Genomic DNA, 21978 nt, shown 5'->3' with positions numbered 1-21978 from the left:
GGAACATACGGCGGTGGTGGTCATTCCGTTCACTTTATGTTCCTTGCTACTCTGTAACGACATGACCGGTGAACGTGCCAGGGTGGCTCAGTCGCCACCACCCTGGCGACCCGGGCTCCCGGCGGTAAATCGCCGCTTCGCGGTGCCCTCGGCTTATTCCTTCCGGCTTATCGGGTACGGGCGGAGGCAACGTCCCTGTAAAGCCGCCCTCTCGGCGCATCCCTGCGCCTCGCCCCGGCCGGAAGGCAAACGCCTCAGCGATTTACAGCCGGACCAGGGCATCGCTGACAGCCCTCAGTCATTTAGAAAGCAACTTTATTGCTTCTGCATAAAATCCCTCAGCCCACAGGGAGAGGGAACGCAGGGCCTTACTGGCCCTGCGGAATATCGCTCGCATCCTGGTGCAAATCATCGGCCGCCGCCTGTACTGGCTGCGACGGCGTCGCCATGATGGCGTTCCAGGTGGCCTTTAACTCTTTCATGTCATATTCCGGCTCACCTTTCGGCTGCAACAGAATCAACGCCATATCCTGAGACAGCTGCTGCCGCAGATCCTGATTCAGCATCTCCACGGTCAGACCGTTCAGGAAATCCTGACGCAATTTCTGATACTGCTCCGGCGCGATATCCACGACCTGATTCTGTAAGGAGCGAATGCGCTGGCTGATTAAGATATCGGTATCGGCGCGGGCATAGGTGGCAAACAGTTTCTGCAATTCGAGGGATTTCTGCGCCACCAGGGCGTTAAATTCCTCTTCAGACAGGCCCTCTTTACGCACTTTAGCCAGCTCTTTCGCCACCACGCCGAGATTGGCATTCAGCTTATCACCCGGCGATTCGACGTTAATGGCGCACTGGGCGCGCTGGAACAGCACGCGGCAGTCAAAGCCCAGACCAATGTCTTTCACGTTGTTCTTGCTGAGCGTCTGCTGAACATGCCAGAACAGCGCTTCACGCGCCAGGTCCGCACGCCAGTAACGCAACAGCGCCGAGGACTCGCGGATCGGCTGCCAGGCGGTATCCCACATCATCGAAAGACGATCCTGACGCACGGTATCCGTCATGATACTGACCGTCTCAGGACGCAGCGGGGACAAAGTAGGAACAGGGGCGGGCGTTTCACGCTTCCCTTTTAGATCGCCAAAGGCTTTGTTGATCTGCTCTATCACCGCACGGCTGTCCACGTTGCCCACTACAATGAGGGTCATGGCATCCGGGGTGTACCACTGCTGGTAGAAAGATTTCACCTGCTCTGGATCCACCGGCTGTTTCAGCGGTTCTGCCGGGTCGTGGCCAAGCAGCGTGGACCCTTTCAGGCGGTAGCGCCACCAGCCTTCTTTGGTATCCGTCGGCCAGGTCGCCACCATGTCGCTGTTGCTCAACGCATAGTTTACGGTCTCAGGCGTAATCGCCAGTTTGCCGGTGGCATCGGAAAGATAGGTCAGCGCTTCTTTAAGCAGATCGTTACGGTTGTTGGGCAGGCTCAGATTAAACATGGTGTAGTCATAGGAGACCACAGCCGGGGGCAGCGGACGTTTAGGATCGATGGCCTGTTGCCATAAAGAACGCACCTGAACCGCCTGCAAACTACCGCTCTGGGTGAGCGCCAGTCGAGGAATAAAATGGCTTAAGCCGGTCTGCTGGGTGCTTTCAGTGAGGGAGCCGGTATTCACAGCCAGACGAATTTCAATGCGATCGCTCGGACGTTGCGGAGTGGATAACACCTGCCACTGGAATCCGTTCGCCAGTGTTCCCTGTTGCCAGGCCGGGTCTGGCTGGAGCGCATCTGCCTGCACATAACTGGCTGCTGCCATCATCAGCAAACCGCCGGTTAAGAGTCGAATTTTTGTGCCCTGCATGTGAACCCCTGATCAACATTCCTGGTTAAAGAGAGTGTCTCGCGACGTGAGCACTCAAAGATGACGATGAAAACCTTCCGATTAGACAGCGTGTTCGGCTAAACGTCACGGGCGGAAGCGAAATATACCCAAAAAAATTTTGTCGAAATATGACAGGTATGAGCGGTTATTATGCGCAGGTGCCCGCATCCCCACAAGGGAATACGGGCATTTATGAGGGATTAAGAGGATAAACCGGGGGTTTTGTCCTCAGATGTGCGATTATTCAGCGTATCGTTAAGTTTCTTGTGATCCAGCTCTTTTACCCACTTCGCCACCACAACCGTCGCCACACCATTACCAATCAGGTTGGTTAACGCGCGGGCTTCAGACATAAAGCGGTCGATACCGAGGATCAGGGCCAAACCCGCCACCGGCAGATGGCCAACCGCTGAGATAGTGGCCGCCAGCACGATAAATCCGCTACCCGTTACGCCCGCCGCCCCTTTCGAGGAGAGCAGGAGGACGACCAGCAGCGTAATCTGATGGAAGATATCCATGTGGCTGTTGGTGGCCTGAGCAATAAAGACCGCCGCCATCGTCAGGTAAATCGAGGTGCCGTCCAGGTTAAAGGAGTAGCCCGTAGGAATAACCAGCCCCACCACTGACTTACGGCAGCCCAGCTTTTCCATTTTATCGAGCATACGCGGCAGCGCAGACTCAGAAGAGGATGTGCCGAGGACAATCAGCAGCTCTTCACGAATGTAACGGATAAATTTGAAGATGCTGAAGCCGGTCGCACGAGCGATGGAGCCGAGCACCACCACCACAAACAGAATACAGGTGATATAGAAGCAGATAATCAGCTGGCCAAGCTGTACCAGCGTGCCGACGCCGTATTTCCCGATGGTGAAGGCCATCGCGCCAAAGGCACCAATCGGGGCCAGACGCATAATCATGTTGATGATGCCGAAGATAACCTGCGAGAAGCTTTCAATGACGTTAAAAATCAGCTGACCTTTGCTGCCAAGACGGTGCAGGGCAAAGCCAAACAGCACGGCAAACAGCAGTACCTGGAGGATATTTCCGCTGGCGAACGCGCCAATCACGCTGCTCGGGATCACGTCCAGCAGGAAGGCAACAATCCCCTGATCTTTCGCCTGTTCAGCGTAAACCGCCACCGCTTTCGCATCCAGCGTGGCCGGGTCAACGTTCATGCCCGCGCCAGGTTGTACCACGTTGACAATAATCAGGCCGATAATCAGCGCGATGGTACTGACAATCTCGAAGTACAGCAGGGCAACCGCCCCCGTACGCCCGACCGCCTTCATGCTTTCCATGCCAGCGATACCGGTCACCACGGTACAGAAGATGACCGGCGCGATGATCATTTTGATGAGTTTAACGAACGCGTCGCCAAGCGGTTTCATTTGCGCGCCCAGCTCCGGGTAGTAGTGACCGAGCAAAATACCGATGGCGATGGCTGTCAGGACCTGGAAGTAAAGACTTTTGAAGAGTGAGGTTTTCATAGGGTGTCCCTGGAAGAATAACTACAGGCTTTGTAAGGTTATGGTTAACCTGCGGCTTTAAAATAACACCCACATAACAGGACAGAAATAAACGGGGTTCAAATTTGAAACACAAATGTTAAGAACTTTGAGCTGGCTCGCACAAGCCAGCAACAAAATTACACTTTTGCGTTATTGCCAGCGTCGGCGAGATAGCGTCGCTCAAAGGTATCCGTCGGCACGGCGCGGCCAAACAGGAAGCCCTGACCGCTCTCCACGCCCGCCGCAGCCAGCCACTCGCGCTGGGCTTCGGCCTCAATACCTTCGGCAGTCACGTGCAGGTTCAGGCTGTGCGCCATCTGGATAATGGCCTGCACCAGGCTGCAATCCTCCGGCAGCCCTTTCACAAAGGTTTTGTCGATTTTCAGGACGTCCACCGGCAGGGTTTTCATGTGCTGGAGCTGACGCAGGCCGGAATACCCCATACCAAAATCGTCCAGCGCAATGCGGATCCCGGCATTACGCAGCGGTTTCAGAATGGCGACAGCGTCGTCAGGATTGTCAATACAACGGCTCTCGGTGACTTCCAGGATCAACGTGTGGGGCTGGATGCGGTAGCGATGGATCAACTCGAGCATATCCGGCACCATAGTCGGGTGCATCAGCTGTAGCGCAGAAAGATTCACCGACAGCGGCAGCGTGATGCCCCGTTGTTGCCAGGCCGCAAGCTGGCGGCACGACTCTTCCAGCACCCAGTATCCGACGGTGACCATCAGGCCGCAGGACTCGATACGTTCGATCATCCCCTCAGGCAACTCCCACGTGCCGTCCGGCTGCTGCATGCGCAGCAACGCTTCGGCGCTGGTCACTTCACCCGTGCGCAAATCCACCTGCGGCTGTAGCCAGAGCGCAAACTGGCGATTGTCCATCGCCGTCAGAATGTCGCTCTCTTCCGTCAGGCGCTGCTGGGCTTTTTCCATTTGCTCCGGATCAAAGAACTGGATCTGGTTTTTGCCTTTTCGGCGCGCGGTAAACGCTGCTGAGAAAGCCCGACGGTATAACTGCTCGGCGGTCAGACCACCGTAGTACATTGCGATACCAATGCTGGCACTTGGGCGTAGCTGGATACCCTGAATGGGTAGCCGCTCATTTATGACAGTGAGTACTTGCTGACCTAACGTAATAGCGTGCCACGGCTCTTTTACACCGTGCGCAATCACCACCAGGTCATAGCCGCTGACCTGGGTAAGTACCATGCGCGGCGCCAGCACAGATTTGATTTTTTCCACCAGCGTCAGTAATAGCATCTCGCGCTGGCTCTCTTTCAGCACGCCCGTCGTGTCCTGCAAGGTCTCGCAGGCAATCACCATCAGCGCGGTGGTCTGCTGGCGAGCGACGGTCTGCTCCAGCAGGGCCATTAAAAACGCTTTGTTTGGCAGGTCGGAAACCGGGAAACGGGTGGCGTTATTACTGACCTCTTCCTGCTGACGCAGGACACGCTGCTGGTTGATATTGTAACTGCGGACCAGCATGCCGATTTCATCGTCGTGATGCAGACGCGGCAAGGGAAGCTGATGCCCCATGTGCTCCTGCGGAGAGAGGTCATTCAGCTCCCGGGCTATGCGGCGCAACGGATGCACAATTAACCGGTTGATGCACCACGTCAGCGCCACGCTCAACATTAAGGTCAAAAGTAAGTAAGTAGTCACTAACGTAGCAACCCAACTCATGACGAATTTATACATGCGGTACGAGTCCGCCTGTAGTACCAGATAGGCCAGCGGCTGCGGGTTAGCCGGTCTTTCCAGGGAATAGAGAGGCAGGGAAATCTGCACCGGCAGTTCAAACAGGCGCATCACCATCATCGGGACGGGACGCTCCGGGATAAAGCTCATCCGCAGCGCCTGGAACTGGTTCGGCAGCACGACGTCGGCGCGGCTCACGATACCGGCGGGCTGAATGCGCTTCAGGATGGATTCCGCCTCGGGGATATCCCCTTTCAGGATCGAGGCCGACAGGGGTTCCCGCACCGAGCGGGCAATACTTTCCAGTTGCGAAGCCGTGTTATAGCGATTCTGCTGTACGGAATGAAACAGCAAAATGACGCAGAAGATGAAGACAAACAGCATTGTGACGGCAGACACCATCGCCATCTGTTTGATCGTTAAGGAACGGCTGACACGCAAAATGACTCTCCACAAAACTCGAAGCGCAGGGCGCACCAGGGCGTAAACCTGGTGCGCCCGAGTATACCCGATAGCTGCACTTTTAAGAGAGACTTACAATTAGATTAAGCAAAAATCCGATCACCAGTCTGCATAAGGCACCAGCGGTTCCGGCGGTAAGTCCATATCACCCTGCCAGCCTGCGGCAGAATACCGAACATAGAGCAACGCATGGCTCGGGGTATAGTCTTTCGCTTCCTGAATATCGACGCCCAGACCGACAAACCAGTTGGACGTCACACGGCGTTCAACAATCGCCCTTGCGGTATAACCCGTCCCTGACGAGCTACTTCCGGTTCCCATCACACCTTTATCGGTATAACGGCCTGGCTCATTGTCCGGGATCAGCCCCTGCAACGGATAACGCATCACATCTTTTGTTTTTGAATGGGACCATGAGACGGAACCGCCCAGTTCCCATGACCAGTTCTCTGTGCGTTTACGCCAGTTCACCGGTAAGGCAAACGACACATACTCCTGGGGACTGTAGTAACCGCCCTGGCCCAGCGAATAGCCACTTAAATCCTTATCGTAATGCCAGAGCATATTGGACACGCCGACCGTCAGACGCTCGTTGTTCTGATTGATAAGCTTGTAGTAATAGCCGGTCATCCAGCGGACCCGCCAGTTATCTTCGACATTCTTCCCGGTGAGGCTGTCGGCACTCAGGCTTGACCAGATCCCGTTAGCTTCGCCTTTGTCGTAGCTCATGCTCACGCCGCCACCGGTAGCACGCACGCCGCCCCAGGTGGTGTCGGTATTGGGATCTTTTTGCCCGGCGAAGGCCAGCACAGAGCTGGAAATCGGACGACGATGGGCGTTCAGGGTGTAGCCAATCGGCCCCAAGTCGTTGCTGTAGCTCAGGCTGCCCACCACATCGACCACGTCGAAGCCAATCGGCGTTGTACCGATGTCCCACGCCCAGGTGTTGTTCTGCCAGCCGACGGCCACGCTGGCGCCGTTGGCCGACTGGTTCGTGCTGCCGTGACATGGCGTTTCGGCGCAGGTACCCCATGTCGGATCGTAGGTTCCGTTATTGGTGTCAAAGGAACCGGCGTTCATATTGACCAGATCGCTACGGAAGAACATGCGGCCATCCGATAGCGGCGCATCCACCTGGAGCATAGTGGTGTGCGCTTTCAGGTCGGAATAGCCCCCCGTGCCGCTGGATCCCCAGTAGTCGTGTTGCAGCGTGACGTTCAGATCCTGCTGACGATAAAGATCGCCTGCATCGCTGCGCACGCCGCGCTTCAGCCAGTCATCTTTCTCATCGTTACGCGTGAGCCGCGTAAAGCTGTCGTTATCGGTTGGACGAGTCGTTGTGATGCCCGATGAGACCATCGCATCTTTCCAGGTTTCCAGCGCCTGCTGAGGCTGGCCGTTTTGCGCCTGGAAACGGGCGGCATCACGCATCACCAGCGCGCTTTCCATAGAAGGCGGCTGCGATTTTGCCTGCGGAAGAATGGTGTTGAAGGTCTTTTCTGCCACGGCTGAATCGCCCAGACCGGCCTGCGCCATGGCGATCCGGCGCTGCATATTGAGGGAGAGCGGTTCGCCGTTTTGTGCCGCGGGCAGTTTCGCCAGCTCAGCGCGAGCGGCGTCCCTGTTGCCCTGAGCAAGATTGACTTCGGTCAGGCCGAGAATTGCGTCTTCGTTCTGCGGTTCCCGTTGCAGGACGGTGTTGTAGGCGGTTTTCGCGGCCTCATGATCGCCACGCTGTTCAGCCCAGTCCGCCAGCGTTAAGTCGATACGAGTGGACGGGGGCTGCTGGCGAAGCAGCGCTTCCGCCTCCTGCTCTTTTCCACCGTCGCGCAGGCGGTTGGCGTTTTCCAGCACCTGGTTACTTTGCAGGCGGTCCGCCAGCGCCTGGATGTTGCCGTTCCACTTGTCGCGCGGCAGCGTGTTCAGATGCGCCAGCGCGGCCCGGTCCCGATCGTTACCGGACAGGTAAAGCCCGCTGGCGTAAACCTGATCCGGATCGCCCGGTTTCTGGCTTGCCAGCTGGCGCATCAGGTTATCCGCCTGGCTGCGCTGACCCGCGCTATACAGATCGCGTGATAGCCGGTAGGTGATCCACACGTCGCCCGGGGAAAGCGCAAGGCGTCGGCGCTGAATTTCTGCGGCCTGCGCATAGTTTCCCTGGCTTTCCAGCTGTTCAGCCTGAGCCGAGAGCTGCTCGTTCGTCAGGCTACGTTCAATATCATCAATGCTGCGGCGCTGGCTGGCAGAGAGCGACTGAATAAACTGCGTCGCCTTCTCCGGAGACTGCTCGCGATAAATATTGGCAAGACCGCGTACCGCGTTGCTGTTGCCGCTGTCCATCCGCAATGCCTGGCGATAATAGCGTTCAGCCGCGTCGTTATCTTTCCGCGCCGCCGCCGCGTCACCCAGCCCCAGGACCGCGTAGCTGTCCGTATTGTCAATGTTGCGCGCCTGCTGATAATAGCGTTCCGCCTGGGCTGTCTTGTTGGCTTTCAGGGCGTTATCACCCTGCTGGATCAGCAGCCAGTATCGGTTAACCTTCAGCAGGCTGTCCCATTTGCCCCGGTTGTCGCTCTGCGGATCGAGGGCGATCGCCTTTTCAAACTGCGCAACCGCGCGGGCGCGATCGCCTTTCTGCGAATAGGCCTGCCCCAGCGCGCCTACGGCTTCACTGTCGGCGTGGTTGGCGCTGACTGCTTTCTGCAACTCCGTTACCGCTTTACTGCCCTGCCCGGCATCCACTGCGGCTAACCCTTCGGCTTTGGCGCGAAACGCCGGATCGGCGAGCTGTTTTTGCTGCGCTTCAAGCTGGGCGCGCGCCGCCGTCACGTTATCGCCATCGCTGAACACGCTCAGGTATTGTTGCAGCGCGGTAACGCTGGCGCTGCTGGCCGGCTGATCTTTGATCTGCTGGTACCACATGTCCGACGCCTGACTGCGGCCATTGTTCGATTTGGCCATCTCCTGTAACACCGCAAACCCTTCATCACGACGTCCGCTCTGGAACAGAAGCTGCGCCAGCGAAGCCTGTAGCGGGGCGTTGCCCGGACTGCTGGCGTTGATTTTCTTCAGCTGATTAATGGCCAGATTGCGGCGGGCAGGCTCTTTCGCCACCACGTTCCAGTACTCCGTCGCGATGTCGCCGCTGGGCGGATTACCGTCAAACAGTTTGTCATACGCGGCAATAGCTTCCTGCGTGTGCCCGGTGGTGGCGAGCAGACGAGCCTGCTGGAGGGCCTGGCGACCATCCGGCGTGGAGAGCAGCATGGTCGTACGGGAGGACTGATACGCACTGGAATCGGGTGCCATTCCTTTCAGGCGATCCAGCTCTTTTTGCGCGCCCGCCGTATCCCCCTGTCGTAACAGGTAGCGGAAGCGAGCGGCAATCACGTCCGGGTTGTTGGGGTCGATCAGCTCAAGGCGATAGAGCGACTGGCGCACCAAATCCTCACGCTGGGTGGATTCCCCCAGACGAACCTGTTCCAGCAGCTGTCTCTGCTGCGGGGAGTTGGCGGCCTGGGCCAGGGGCATGAGCGCCAGGCCAAGCGATAAGGCGAGTAGATTTAGTGTGAACGTGCGCATTCCTGGCCCCAATCCGGTAGTAATTCACCTTGCGCGGTGAAACGAAAACGATGCTGATCCCACCCTTGTCCAAAGAGGGTCAGAACGTAGCTGTAATAAGCATTGTTATCGGGAAAACGATCGGCGACACGCTGGCGTTGCACCGCCTGCGCGTCCCGTTCTTGTAAAAATGGAAGCAGGGAGGCAGAAAACCCTACCGGCCCATCTCCGGTACGTTTCCCGGTCGCTACGTCCACTTTTTCCGGCGGTAAGCCTTGTTTGATTGTGGTGGTCGCCATGGGCTTGAAACGCGCCAGTAGCCGGGCTTTTTGCGGATCGTTATCGTTCATCATCCCTACCCACAGATAGACGCGAATCGCATCGTAACTGCCGATCAGGGTCGTATCCTGCTTCAACTGCCAGCCGCCCTTTTTCTGGTATTTCACCCAGTTCGGGGAAAATCCTTTTGGCGCGGTCTCCAGCAGCAGACGCAGGTTGGTTTCACGGAGCGTTGTCCACGGTGCGCCGAAACGGGTGAAATAGCTCGCAAGCTGCGGCGGCAGGTAGCTGGGGTTGAAGCGCCAGACACTCTCATCGGCAAAACCGACTTTACCCGGCAGCAGCATAGAACCCAGCCCCGGCACCTTCACCACTTCCTCACTGGCAATGCGCGTCAACAGCGCCTTACCCGTGCGTGTGTAATCGGGATTTTTCCACAGCCGCCCGGCTTCCAGCAGCGACCAGGCAATCCAGATATCGGCATCGGACGCGGAGTTAGGGTCGATAACCGCCCAGGTGTTGTCGTCCTTTTTTCCCCATAGCCACGCCGGGAGATGTTGGGCTAAATCCCCCTCGGCAAGGTTATCGCGCGTCCATGTCAGCAGCAGATCGAACGTCTTGCGATCGTTTGCTGCCAGGGCAAAGAACAGTCCGTAGCTTTGCCCTTCGGAGGTGGTGATTTTGCGCGCGTCACTGGGATCAATGACGCGCCCACTTTCGCTCATATAATCCTGCTTGAACGTCTCCCAGGCAGGCCAGCGACAGGCGGCATGCAGATTCGCCGCCGCCAGCATCAACGCTGCGACTACACACCCGCGAAAGATTTTCATCACGGCTTACTCATGGTCCGGGTTAAGACGACGACGGCTGATGATTCGCAGCAGACGCCACAATACCCACGCCAGCAATACAACGCTGAGCGCAGCCAGCACGGCCAGCAGCACCGGGTGGTTAGAGAGGGCGTACCACAGGCGTTCGAACCACGGCAGATGACCGACGTAGTAGACATCCCCCACGCGCAGGCTGTTTACCCCCGACTCACGGATCACCGAGACGGAACCGAACATTGCCGCCCGTTTACCGCTGTCGTTCATGGCCGTGTTGAGCAGCTCATAGCCGCGCGGGCTGTCCGCCAGCAGGGCGATCACGCTGCGCTGGTCGTTATACGGAGACTGGAAGCCAACAATCGCAGCCATCGGACCCGTTGAGCTTACGGTCGTCCTGATATTGGCCTGACGATCGCCGCTGTCCGGCATGATGCTCGGGAACTCGGTCTGACGCAGCGGCGTGTTGACCCATGACTGAGCCGCCTGCACCAGCAGATCGACGCGCTTCTCGTCTTTCAGCTTGTCCGGAATGTTGCCGATGACCATGATATCGGCATCTTTGTTCTGGATCTGGCTACCGTCATCCGTCACCGTCACGTTGATAGCCGGTAAGCCGGTTTGCGCCCCGACGGTGCCCATGGTGTCCAGCAGCGTGGCAACCTGGCCTTCGTTGGCCGATTTTGGCATCACGACAATCGATTCAGAGAGATCAGCCATGCGGCTGAACGGGAAACTGGCGTTAGCAAACGCACGCAGATCCGGCATCGCGATAAAGTGGTAATACTTCGAGAAGTCGATTGTGGAATCATCACCAATCACCACGTGGTTTTGCACCGGCTGGAAGGTAATACAGTTTTCCACCGATCCACCCGGCATCGGGTTCATGTACTGGAAGTTAAACCGCAGCTGGTTCACCGCACCGAGCTTCAGCGCCGGGATCGACACATCGGTTTTGCCATCCAGCAGCCCCTGCAATACAGGCAGACGAAGCATCAACCGGTTTGTCTCCTGGCTGCTGGTCAGGCTGAAGGATTGCAGGAACTGGTTGTTGAGGCTGATATCCATGCGCGAGCTGTCTTTGGTTACCGGCGCGGTGTAACGGTAGTTCAGGTTGATATCAATACCGTTGGTGCGCAGCAGATAGAGATCCGGCGGCAGGTTCAGCGACAGGCTGACAGGAGAAGGTTCAAGCCCGGTTGACTGCAATTGCTCTTCATAGGTTTTCAGCTCGCCGAAGGTAATCGCGCGGTCGGTGCGGACCCAGTTCGGCGCATCATAAGGCTTACGTGCCAGCAGCGGTTTCACCTCATCCACCACGACGCTATTACCGCGGAACAGGATATTGCCCTGCGCAATGCCTTTTGCCGCCTGCACCAGATCTTTATCATCACGCCCGAAGATCACCAGCAGCTTCACGTACGGATTGTCCGGATGGCTGATCATCTCGATGGTGGGCGCTTTCACCTCTGGATGGTCCCGCAGGAATGCCGGGCGTTTGGCGTTGGTGGCAAACACAATCGCGTTTTTGTCCGGCATTTTGTCGTACATAACCGGGAAACTCTGGCCACGCCAGCCGGAGCGGGAACCAAACCAGGATGCCACGATAGAGGCCGCCAGCTGTTCGGTCACATCAGGAGAGCCCGCAAACACCATTGGCAGGTTCAGTGGACGGTTATCACGCGGGTCGAAGAATGGCACCGGGAAGGCGGAGAGATCGTTTTTCAACGCCAGCGGCTGATAGGTCATCTGAAGCGAAGAGTTACGACCAACATCCAGCCACAGGGTGCTGCTGGCCGGGTTTTCACAGACATCGCGGTAATGGCCGACAAATTCCAGACGCACGCGGTTAAAGTCGGTGATAAACAGCGGGTTAATCGGCACCTGAGCCAGGGTTTTCTTACCCAGTTGCTCTTTGGTGACGGGCAGGACGTCCATCAGCTCATCATTCAGATAGACCTTAAGCTGGGATTGCACCGGCAGCAGCGACGGCGATGGCGTGTATTCCAGGTTGAGCATCGCTTTCGACACGACTTCATCGCTACGCATACCGAATTCGACACCGCCATTTGGGTTGATGCCGCGCAGAACCATGCTGCCCGGAGGAGGCGCGATCTGGGCGAACGTCAGCTTAACGTCACGCGACGGCGTATTTTCCGCAACCACCGGTGCACTGGCTCCCGGCACGCCAGGCATAACCTGCCCAACCACCGGGTTGTCGGCGGGCAGCGTATTCCCCGTCGTCGGCTGATTCGGGACGACGTTTTCCGTTTGCCCCGGCGCCGCCGTCACTACCGGATCGGTCGCTTGCGCGACGACAGGCACCGTTGGCGCGGGTGTGGTCGCTGCGTTATCAGGCGCCGCGTTAGCCACTGTTGCAGGGAGCGCACTCATCCCCATTGCCACTGCACATAACCAGGAAAGTTTTGTTTTCATCGCGTTATCATCATTGTTGAGCCATAACCGGGTCCGCCTGCTTCGCTTCATCTCGCTCAGGTCGACGCGGAATGAACGACACGACCCAGGAAACCAGTGAAGTAAGTGACCGGAAAATTAATTTCACCGACGACGGGGCAAATTCTGCAAGGTGACGATAGCCACGGAACCCCAGCTTAAGAATATCCAGCAGGCTTTCCAGAGGCTTATCCTCAGGGAAGCTGTCCTGCCAGAGAGCCCACGTATCCGCGCGGGCAAACGTACACTGCACAAAATCAATGTGTTGCTTTTTAGTCAGCGGCATCAGTTGCAGACCCACTTCATTTCCTCTCACACGCACCACCTGCGTCGGGAAGACATACTCCTGCTGGCCGCGCTTAAGCAATAGGTTGACCTTCTGCCCCTCAAGCACCTTCGCCTGACCGTTAATCTTGATACCCAGACCGCCATCCGAAAAGTCATGTACGGTACAGGAGAAGAGATGTCCATCGTCGCGGGCAATGGCCGCTGGCATGCTGATTTCGACGCGATGCGCGCGGCGAACCTGTTTGCTCTCCACCGATACCGCCACCGCGCCACCGAGGATAATCAGGTTATAAAACACCCACGCCATACTCACGAAGACCGTCAGAATTTCGTTTTCCGGGCCGTAGAAGTAGCGCCAGACCCCAACAATCACGCCCACAATATTCAGCAGCACCAGGAAGATATAGGGCCGGGAGATCACCCAGTCGACATACTCCTCTTCCACCAGCCCGCCCTTCGCGGTGACGTTGAATTTCCCTTTATGCGGGTTAATCAGCGCCACCATGGTTGGCGGCGCGATATACCAGGCCAGCACCGTTTCGTAGATTTCACTCCAGAACGAATGGCGATATTTCCCCTGAATCTTCGAGTTCGTCAGGCTGGCGTGGATCATGTGCGGCAGAACGAACAGGGCAATCATCAGCGCAGGCGCATAGATGATGTAAGCGTGAAGAAGCAGGAACGCCAGCGGCGCAGTGAGGAAGATAAGCCGTGGAATACCCGACAGGAAGTGGAACATGGCGTTGACGTAGCACAGCCGTTGCGCCAGTTTCAGTCCTTTACCCATCAGCGGGTTATCGAGGCGGAAAATTTGCACCATGCCGCGCGCCCAGCGAATACGCTGGCCGATGTGCGCCGACAGGGATTCCGTGGCCAGCCCCGCCGCCTGAGGAATGCGCATGTAGGCGGAGGTATAGCCAAGACGGTGCAGACGCAGCGAAGTGTGCGCATCTTCCGTGACCGTCTCGACGGCGATCCCGCCAATTTCATCCAGCGGTTTACGGCGGATCACCGCACAGGAGCCGCAGAAGAACGTTGCGTCCCACATGTCGTTCCCGTCCTGCACCAGGCCATAGAACAGTGTGCCCTCGTTCGGGGTTTTACGAAAACGACCGAGGTTACGTTCAAACGGGTCCGGCGAGAAGAAGTGGTGCGGCGTCTGCATCATCGCCAGCTCTTTCTCCTTCAGGAACCAGCCCATGGTCATTTGCAGGAACGAGCGCGTTGGCACGTGGTCGCAGTCGAAAATAGAGACGAACTCCCCTTTGGCATATTTCAGCGCATTGTTGATGTTACCGGCCTTAGCGTGTTCATGCGTGGTACGGGCGATGTACTCGACCCCTACTTCGTCCGCGAACTGGCGGAACTCGGCGCGGCCACCGTCATCGAGGATCCAGATTTTGATTTTATCCTTCGGCCAGTCGATACCCAGCGCGGCGTAAATGGTGTTTTTCACCACCGACAGGTCTTCGTTGTAGGTCGGCACGAAGAGGTCCACCGTTGGCCACTGGGTCGTGTCTTTTGGCAGCGGCACCGGCTGTCGATTCAGCGGCCAGATAACCTGGAAGTAACCCAGCACCAGCACGATCCAGGCGTAGGTCTCAGCGAACAGCAGCACTAACCCACACACCAGGCTGACCGGATCGTCCCAGTTCAGCGTTGAGGTATATCGCCACCAGATGTAGCGGCAGGAAACGGTCAGCGACAGCACGATCAGCATCAGGGCAGAAAAACGCCCCGGAATGCGCCGCACCAGCAGCGCCACGCCCCACAGCAGGATCAGGAAGGTAAACTGTGCCAGCGGGTTGAAGGGCTGGGTAATACAGACCAGCGCCAGTATGAGCGAGAACACCACCACCACGCCGAGAATAAAACGCCGTAAGCCCGGGTGAAGGTGCCCGAGCTCTTTGTGATTATCTAAATGACCTGTTCTATCGCCAACCCGGTCGGGTAGCCGGTTAAGCCACTGGTGATAGTGTTCACGTAAGTTCTGCACGCGATCGAAGCTGCGCCAGCGGGACGTTTTTTTCTCCGCACCCGTTGAGGTCGCCAGAAGCCAGATGGACTGTATAGCGTAGCGCGCGGGATCGAGCGGACGCGGCTTGTCAGGGTTGATATGCGGATAGAGTTCACCGTGGCGCGCACGAATACGTTGCCAGCGTGGATGTTCGAGGGGGATGAACATCCACGCCAGAATCATCCAGAAGCAGCCCAGCGCAGCGCTCAGCGATGAGGCGCCGTGATGACGGTAATGGCGGTAGCGTTCACTTAAGCGCGAACTGACCGGCGGGATGAGCAACCAGTTGGTCAGGCGGCTCATACTGAACTCCCGGCAGGCTCCGGCCGTTTCGCAAAGTGCAGCAGACACCAGTTGGCCAGCGTCAGGATCTCTTCTGCCGCCAGTGAATCACTACGGTACTCCCCAAGCGGTTGTTTGGAAGCGAGGCACTCCGCCATCGCTTCGTCACGATGGATAACCATTGGCAACAGGCGGCGCTGACTCTGGAGCCAGACCTGGTACAGATCGTCCTGGATCTGGCTGCCAATGCGCAGATCGTTAATCAGAATATGGGCATTGGCAGGCATTGCCTGTTGATGCAGACGGATATGACAATTCGCATCTACGTTCGCAATGGAGAGCACATGGTCGCACTGCGCCAGAAGCTGGCGGGTCAGCGACGCGGCGCCGTGCGGCAGGTCCAGCAGGATCCACTGATAGTGTCCGCTCTCTTTCAGACTCTGCAAAGCGGTGGTGAAGCGAGAGAACAGACGCTGAAACGCAGCTTCATTCCCGCGTTCGGTTTCCGTCATCTGACCAAAGGGAAGCAAATCGAGCTGGGAGGTATAGCGCAAACCCGCATCCCGCCAGTCTTTATCGTCCAGAAGCGCGCGCCCCCATCCGTTTTCATGCGTAAAGTCGACATTGAATAACATGCGCAGCAAATTATCGGAGCAGGCATCAATAACCAGTACTGATTCACCTAAAACCTGTAATGACCACGCCAGCGCCGCGGTTACGGAAGTTGTACCCACTCCACCACGGACGCCCTGTAATCCTAGTACGGCCATCAATGGCTTCCTTATTGTTGTTGGGCAAACTCAGCTAATAACGGCCAACGTTTAATAGCCGCAGCCAACTGTTCCCGCTGGGAAATATCGGTGTAATCTATTTCAGGCAATGAAAAAGCCTGCGTGAGCGCCAGAAAGTCGTTTTGGAATGTGTAACCCAGGCTTGGGTCGACTGGAGTTGCGGGTTCGTTATTTTGCATTCTTATTTCATCCCTTTGAGTAAAATCATAAGATTCAGATGCAGCGAGGCGTCCTGCCCACGAAATTTCATTTACATGCTAAATCTGATGTTCTTTAATTTCAATGTTAGGTTTATTTCTACGCTTTCGCTAGTAAACTGAGAGACATAGAAATTCGACGAAAAGAGGGACACCGTGGACTCCATATTTTCTATTGGCATCCAGACATTATGGGACGAATTGCGCCACATGCCAGTCGGAGGAGTCTGGTGGGTTAATACGGATCGTAATGAAGATGCCATCAGTCTGGTAAACCAGACGATAGCGGCGCAGGGTAAGGATTACCGCGTGGCCGTCATTACGATGGGCGATGAGCCAAAGTCAATCATCAGGCTCGAAACTGACCGTGGACCCCAGACAGTACGATTATTTTCCATGCCAGCGGAGGCCGACAGTTTATACTTTTTGCCCCGCGATATTCAGTGCTCTATTGTTCCTGAACACTATTTACTGATTCTTAAATGTTCTCAAAACGGTCTACAAAATATCCCGTCTGAAAAACTGCTGAAATGGCTGGGAAGAATCAGCAGATGGGCAAAAAATCAAAATTGCACCTTATTGGTTGTTAACCCGGGCAGTAATAACGACAAACTTTTTTCACTTTTAATGAGTGAATACCGTTCCCTCTATGGCCTGGCCAGTATTCGTGTCCAGACTGACAGCCATCTTTACGACGTGGCTTTCTGGTGCAATGAAAAAGGGGTGAGCTCCCGACAGCAGCTTACCCTCAAAAATGTCGGGGACGAGTGGCATCTTGCTCAACAGGAAGAGACGGTGGTTCAGCCACGCAGTGATGAAAAGCGCGTTCTGAGTCATATTGCGGTACTGGAAGGTGCGCCTGCACTGTCTGAGCATTGGTCACTGTTCGAAACTAACGAGGCCTTATTTGATGAGGCGCGCACCACGCAGGCGGCGACCATTATCTTCTCGTTGATCCAGAATAACCAAATCGAAACGCTGGCACGGCACATTCACACATTACGTCGCCAGCGCGGCAGCGCATTAAAAATCGTGGTACGTGAAAATAATACCAGCCTGCGCGCCACCGATGAGCGCTTATTACTGGGCTGCGGCGCGAATATGGTCATTCCCTGGAATGCTCCCCTGTCGCGCTGTCTGACGCTGATCGAAAGCATTCAGGGCCAGCAGTTTAATCGATATGTTCCGGAAGATATCAGCACCCTGCTTTCAATGACGCAGCCGATGAAACTGCGCGGCTACCAGAAATGGGACACCTTCTGCGATGCGGTGGGCAACATGATGAGCAATACGCTTTTACCGGCAGACGGAAAAGGGGTGATGGTTGCCCTGCGTCCTGTGCCGGGCATTCGCGTTGAGCAGGCGCTCACCTTGTGCCGCCCTAATCGTATCGGGGATATCATGACCATTGGCGATAATCGCCTGGTGCTGTTCCTCTCCTTCTGTCGGGTGAACGATCTGGATACCGCCCTGAACCATATCTTCCCGCTGCCTACCGGGGATATTTTCTCGAACCGCATGGTCTGGTTTGAAGATAATTTGATCAGCGCTGAGCTTGTCCAGATGCGAGCCCTGGCACCTGAAAAATGGGCCAAACCGTTGCCTGTAACAAGTGGTGCCAAACCGGTTCTGAACGCGAAACATGACGGGCATGTATGGCGTCGGGTTCCTGAGCCGCTACGCTTAATGGATGAGAACAAGGAGAGCGTTCCATTATGAATATCAGCGATATCATCCAACTGGTTGTTCTGTGCGCGCTGATTTTTTTGCCGCTTGGCTACTATGCACGCCATTCCCTGCGCCGTATTCGCGATACGATCAGATTACTGTTCGTCAAACCTCGCTATATTAAACCCGCCGGAACACTGACTCGCGCTTCAAACGTCAAGGCAAACCGAAAACATGACTAATTCTACCTATACCTCTTCAGCGCCATCGCCACTCTGGCAATACTGGCGCGGTCTGTCCGGCTGGAATTTCTACTTTCTGGTGAAGTTTGGTCTGCTGTGGGCAGGCTATCTTAATTTCCACCCGCTGCTTAATCTGGTGTTTATGGCATTCCTGCTGATGCCAATCCCGAACCTCAGGCTGCACCGTATACGTCACTGGATTGCTATCCCTATCGGTTTCGCCCTGTTCTGGCATGATACCTGGCTACCCGGCCCCGAAAGCATTATGAGCCAGGGCTCCCAGGTCGCAGGTTTCAGTGCGGACTATATGCTCGATCTGGTTGAGCGCTTTATTAACTGGCAGATGATTGGCGCGGTATTTGTCCTGCTGGTTGCCTGGCTGTTCCTGTCTCAGTGGATCCGGGTGACGGTGTTTGTCGTCGCGATTATGATCTGGCTAAACATCCTGACGCTGACGGGCCCGAGCTTCTCGCTGTGGCCAGCCGGTCAGCCGACGACAACCGTAACCACCACGGGCGGTTCCGCCGCCGCTACCGTCGCGACAGCAGGGGATACGCCTGTGGTTGGGGATATTCCAGCGCAGACGGCACCGCCGACATCTACGAACCTGAACGCGTGGCTCTCCAGTTTTTACGCTGCGGAAGATAAGCGTCAGACGAAATTCCCGGACGCGCTGCCTGCCGATGCTCAGCCGTTTGAGTTGCTGGTCATTAACATCTGTTCTCTGTCCTGGGCTGACGTTGACGCGGCTGGTTTGATGTCGCACCCGCTGTGGTCGCATTTCGATATTCAGTTCAAAGACTTCAACTCGGCCACGTCGTACAGCGGCCCAGCGGCTATCCGCCTGCTGCGCGCGAGCTGTGGGCAGCCCTCGCATAAGAACCTCTACCAGCCGGCAGCTAACCAGTGTTACCTGTTTGATAACCTGGCAAAACTGGGCTTTACCCAACACCTGATGATGGGCCATAACGGTCAGTTCGGTAACTTCCTGAAAGAAGTGCGTGAACAGGGTGGCATGCAGGCCCCACTGATGGACCAGAAAGGGCTGCCAGTGACGTTACTGGGCTTCGATGGCTCGCCGGTCTATGACGATACCGCCGTACTTCAGCGCTGGTTCGACACCGTCGGTAAAGAGGAAGGGACGCGTAGCGCGACGTTCTATAATACGCTGCCGCTTCACGACGGGAACCATTATCCGGGCGTAAGCAAAACGGCCGATTACAAGGCCCGTGCGCAGAAGTTCTTTGACGAGCTGAACGCGTTCTTTAACGAGCTGGAAAAATCAGGTCGTAAAGTGATGGTGGTGGTGGTCCCGGAACATGGTGGAGCGCTGAAAGGCGACAGGATGCAGGTGTCTGGTCTGCGCGATATCCCAAGCCCGTCCATCACAAACGTTCCGGCCGGGATTAAGTTCTTTGGCATGAAGGCACCGCATCAGGGCGCGCCAGTTGAGATCACCCAGCCAAGCAGCTATCTGGCCATCTCGGAACTGGTTGCTCGCGCTGTAGACGGTAAGCTGTTTGTGGAAGATAGCGTGAACTGGGATCAGCTCACCAGCGGGCTGCCGCAGACGGCGGAGGTATCGGAAAACGCCAATGCGGTGGTGATCCAGTATCAGAATAAGCCTTATGTCCGACTGAATGCCGGGGATTGGGTGCCGTATCCGCAGTGACCTGCTACACCCTCTCCCCCTGTGGGGAGAGGGTTACTCTGCACTTCGTAATGAAATTTCACCGCCCACCCAGGGCTTAATCACGCCATCCTGTTCAAGCAGCAACGCGCCCTGCGCGTCAATGCCGCGTGATGTGCCGTAAATCTCTTTATCCCCAATCAGCAGCTTCACCGGTCGGTTAATAAAGTTATCCAGCTTTTCCCAGCGGGAAAGGAATGGCGCTAACCCCTCTTGTTCAAAGAGCGTCAGCGAACTACGCAACTCATTGATCATGCGGACGGCAAGCGTATTGCGATCGATGGTGATCCCCGCTTCCTGTAGGTTGGTCCAGGCCTGGTTCACGACATCGTTCTGCACGTTTCGCATCACCATGTTCAGCCCCGCCCCAATGACGATCTGTGCGGCATCGCCTGTTTTTCCCGTCAGTTCGACCAGGATCCCCGCCAGCTTTCGATCGTTGAGATACAGATCGTTGGGCCATTTTACCCGCACCTGATCGGCACCCAAATCATGCAGCACCTCTGCCATCACAATGCCGATGACCAGGCTCAGCCCGATGGCCGCAGCTGGCCCCTGTTCAAGCCGCCAGTACATGGAAAGGTAGAGGTTGGCACCAAATGGCGAAAACCACTTACGCCCCCGGCGGCCACGTCCTGCCTGTTGGTACTCGGCAACGCAGGCATCACCGGATTTCAGCTCGCTCAGGCGATCCAGCAGATACTGGTTCGTCGAATCAATGACCGGCAATACCGCGACGTTACCGTGTCCAATCTGGCTGCGGATGATCTCTTCATTCAGTAACTGGATTGGTTCCGGCAGGCTGTAGCCTTTTCCCGGCACCGTAAACACATCTACGCCCCAGTCGCGGAGCGTTTGAATATGTTTATTGATGGCAGCGCGGCTCATGCCCAGCTGTTCGCCCAGCTGCTCGCCAGAATGAAACTCGCCATCAGCAAGAATACCGATGAGAGTTAACGGAATAGTATTGTCCTTCACGCAATGGTCTCCACGGCATTCACTTCGCCCGTTCGGCCAATAAAGCGAACTTCAGGCTCCAGCCAGACGTTAAATTTTTCGCCCACACGCTGGCGAACATGATGCGCCAGGTTGACGACATCCTCACTTGTCGCGTTGGACTGATTGATCAGCACCAGTGCCTGCTGACGATGAACAGCAGCGCCACCAAGCGTAGTACCTTTTAATTCACATTGATCGATAAGCCAGCCTGCGGCCAGCTTCACGCTGCCATCCGCCTGAGGATAATGCGGGGCCGTTGGCCAGCCAGCGAGAAACGCTTTCGCATTTTCGCTGCCGATCACCGGATTTTTGAAGAAACTGCCCGCATTTCCATTCACTTTCGGGTCCGGAAGCTTGGTCATTCGCATGTGGCAAACGGAATCAAAAACCTCACGCGGTGTGACGGTAGCCGGATCGAGACGGGCCAGATCGCCGTAAGTCAGAACAGGTTTCCATGCTTTCGCCAGACGCAGGCCAACGGCCACAATGACAAAACGATCCTGATAGTCGTGCTTGAAAATGCTGTCGCGATAGCCAAAACGGCACTGCTCTGCGGTTAAGCGTTGAGCATTTCCCGTAGCCAGTTCGATGCAGTCGACATATTCGCAGACGTTTTTCAGTTCGATGCCGTAGGCACCGATGTTTTGAATAGGAGATGATCCTGCACAGCCCGGGATCAGGGCCAGGTTTTCCAGTCCGGGCATCCCTTTTTCAAGGGTATATTGCACCAGATGGTGCCAGTTTTCGCCAGCACCCACGTGTAAATGCCAGCTGTCAGCGCTCTCTTTACGCTCAATCCCCATGATGCGATTAACGATTACCGTCCCCGCAAAATCATCGAGAAACAGGACATTACTTCCTTCGCCCAGAATAAGTACGGGTTCACCGTTTTCTGTTGCGTTTTGCCAGGCATTCAGCAACTGCTGAGCACTGTCGGCACGTACAATTTGATTAGCATTCCGTTGAATACCAAAGGTATTCCAGGGCTTAAGGGAGTGATTCATAGACGCTATCCTGATGCAAAAACCGGGATAGTTTACCGTATATACGAAGGGATGGGTGATTAGTTTATGGAAAGGAAGCAGGTGCAGAAACGCAAAAAGGCCATCCTTTCGGATGGCCTCTTCACTTGT

14 protein-coding genes are annotated in these 21978 nt (G+C 56.1%); 3 read left to right on the top strand and 11 right to left on the bottom strand.

The features are described from left to right. Positions 1-368: 368 nt before the first annotated feature. The 9 genes from CKK19_RS08130 to bcsR form a co-directional block, all read right to left on the bottom strand. Positions 369-1859, bottom strand: a complete 1491-nt coding sequence (locus CKK19_RS08130; protein WP_022649723.1) for a M16 family metallopeptidase — start codon at positions 1857-1859, stop codon at positions 369-371. 221 nt (positions 1860-2080) lie between these two features. Continuing rightward, positions 2081-3367, bottom strand: a complete 1287-nt coding sequence (dctA, locus tag CKK19_RS08125; RefSeq protein ID WP_022649724.1) for a C4-dicarboxylate transporter DctC — start codon at positions 3365-3367, stop codon at positions 2081-2083. A 158-nt stretch (positions 3368-3525) separates the two neighbouring features. Next, positions 3526-5532 (bottom strand): biofilm formation regulator HmsP, encoded by a 2007-nt coding sequence (gene hmsP, locus CKK19_RS08120; protein WP_023307153.1) that lies wholly within the window; start codon positions 5530-5532, stop codon positions 3526-3528. Between the two features lie 120 nt (positions 5533-5652). Then, complete coding sequence (gene bcsC, locus CKK19_RS08115) at positions 5653-9135, bottom strand: cellulose synthase complex outer membrane protein BcsC (protein WP_063854387.1); 3483 nt, start codon at positions 9133-9135, stop codon at positions 5653-5655. After that, entirely contained in the window at positions 9117-10223 is a 1107-nt protein-coding gene (bcsZ, locus tag CKK19_RS08110) for a cellulose synthase complex periplasmic endoglucanase BcsZ (RefSeq protein WP_063148099.1), read from the bottom strand. The genes bcsC and bcsZ overlap by 19 nt, the downstream gene beginning before the upstream one ends. A gap of 6 nt (positions 10224-10229) precedes the next feature. Next, on the bottom strand, positions 10230-12653 hold the full coding sequence (bcsB, locus tag CKK19_RS08105) for a cellulose biosynthesis cyclic di-GMP-binding regulatory protein BcsB (RefSeq protein ID WP_074174459.1): 2424 nt from the start codon (positions 12651-12653) through the stop codon (positions 10230-10232). 10 nt (positions 12654-12663) lie between these two features. After that, positions 12664-15279 carry a UDP-forming cellulose synthase catalytic subunit gene (gene bcsA, locus CKK19_RS08100; protein ID WP_023298842.1) on the bottom strand — a complete coding sequence of 872 codons (2616 nt, stop codon included), beginning with the start codon at positions 15277-15279 and terminating at the stop codon, positions 12664-12666. After that, positions 15276-16028, bottom strand: coding sequence for a cellulose biosynthesis protein BcsQ (gene bcsQ / locus CKK19_RS08095; protein WP_225455087.1), 753 nt, complete (start codon positions 16026-16028; stop codon positions 15276-15278). The genes bcsA and bcsQ overlap by 4 nt, the downstream gene beginning before the upstream one ends. 11 nt (positions 16029-16039) lie before the next feature. Beyond that, positions 16040-16228 (bottom strand): cellulose biosynthesis protein BcsR, encoded by a 189-nt coding sequence (gene bcsR, locus CKK19_RS08090; protein ID WP_022649731.1) that lies wholly within the window; start codon positions 16226-16228, stop codon positions 16040-16042. Between the two features lie 174 nt (positions 16229-16402). Between bcsR and bcsE the strand changes: the two genes are divergently transcribed. Genes bcsE through bcsG form a run of 3 tightly spaced genes read left to right on the top strand, consistent with a single transcriptional unit; the run spans position 16403 to position 19828 of the window. Then, positions 16403-17965: a cellulose biosynthesis c-di-GMP-binding protein BcsE gene (gene bcsE, locus CKK19_RS08085; protein ID WP_063854417.1), complete on the top strand. Its 1563-nt coding sequence runs from the start codon at positions 16403-16405 to the stop codon at positions 17963-17965. After that, positions 17962-18156, top strand: coding sequence for a cellulose biosynthesis protein BcsF (gene bcsF / locus CKK19_RS08080; protein ID WP_022649733.1), 195 nt, complete (start codon positions 17962-17964; stop codon positions 18154-18156). Before bcsE ends, bcsF begins: the two co-directional genes overlap by 4 nt. Continuing rightward, positions 18149-19828, top strand: coding sequence for a cellulose biosynthesis protein BcsG (gene bcsG, locus CKK19_RS08075; protein ID WP_063854418.1), 1680 nt, complete (start codon positions 18149-18151; stop codon positions 19826-19828). Before bcsF ends, bcsG begins: the two co-directional genes overlap by 8 nt. A 33-nt stretch (positions 19829-19861) precedes the next feature. Here bcsG and birA read toward each other — a convergent pair whose 3' ends face one another. Then, the gene (gene birA / locus CKK19_RS08070; protein ID WP_003861169.1) at positions 19862-20824 is read right to left on the bottom strand and encodes a bifunctional biotin--[acetyl-CoA-carboxylase] ligase/biotin operon repressor BirA; all 963 of its coding nucleotides are present in this window, start codon (positions 20822-20824) and stop codon (positions 19862-19864) included. Next, on the bottom strand, positions 20821-21849 hold the full coding sequence (murB, locus tag CKK19_RS08065) for a UDP-N-acetylmuramate dehydrogenase (protein WP_058677653.1): 1029 nt from the start codon (positions 21847-21849) through the stop codon (positions 20821-20823). Before murB ends, birA begins: the two co-directional genes overlap by 4 nt. Between the last annotated feature and the right edge of the window lie 129 nt (positions 21850-21978).

Origin of the sequence: Enterobacter sp. CCUG 70166, assembly GCF_020224095.1 — a bacterium.
Classification (GTDB): domain Bacteria; phylum Pseudomonadota; class Gammaproteobacteria; order Enterobacterales; family Enterobacteriaceae; genus Enterobacter; species Enterobacter intestinihominis.
Note: the sequence above shows the minus strand (reverse complement) of the source record. Positions and strands in the feature narration are given on the sequence as shown.

Bases quoted from the DNA above. Each gene is read 5' to 3' on its own strand.
- bcsZ (WP_063148099.1), bottom strand. From the start codon at position 10,223: ATGAAAATCTTTCGCGGGTGTGTAGTCGCAGCGTTGATGCTGGCGGCG.
- bcsC (WP_063854387.1), bottom strand. From the start codon at position 9,135: ATGCGCACGTTCACACTAAATCTACTCGCCTTATCGCTTGGCCTGGCG.
- bcsG (WP_063854418.1), top strand. From the start codon at position 18,149: ATGACTAATTCTACCTATACCTCTTCAGCGCCATCGCCACTCTGGCAA.
- bcsB (WP_074174459.1), bottom strand. From the start codon at position 12,653: ATGAAAACAAAACTTTCCTGGTTATGTGCAGTGGCAATGGGGATGAGT.
- dctA (WP_022649724.1), bottom strand. From the start codon at position 3,367: ATGAAAACCTCACTCTTCAAAAGTCTTTACTTCCAGGTCCTGACAGCC.
- bcsR (WP_022649731.1), bottom strand. From the start codon at position 16,228: ATGCAAAATAACGAACCCGCAACTCCAGTCGACCCAAGCCTGGGTTAC.
- CKK19_RS08130 (WP_022649723.1), bottom strand. From the start codon at position 1,859: ATGCAGGGCACAAAAATTCGACTCTTAACCGGCGGTTTGCTGATGATG.
- bcsQ (WP_225455087.1), bottom strand. From the start codon at position 16,028: ATGGCCGTACTAGGATTACAGGGCGTCCGTGGTGGAGTGGGTACAACT.
- bcsA (WP_023298842.1), bottom strand. From the start codon at position 15,279: ATGAGCCGCCTGACCAACTGGTTGCTCATCCCGCCGGTCAGTTCGCGC.
- bcsF (WP_022649733.1), top strand. From the start codon at position 17,962: ATGAATATCAGCGATATCATCCAACTGGTTGTTCTGTGCGCGCTGATT.
- murB (WP_058677653.1), bottom strand. From the start codon at position 21,849: ATGAATCACTCCCTTAAGCCCTGGAATACCTTTGGTATTCAACGGAAT.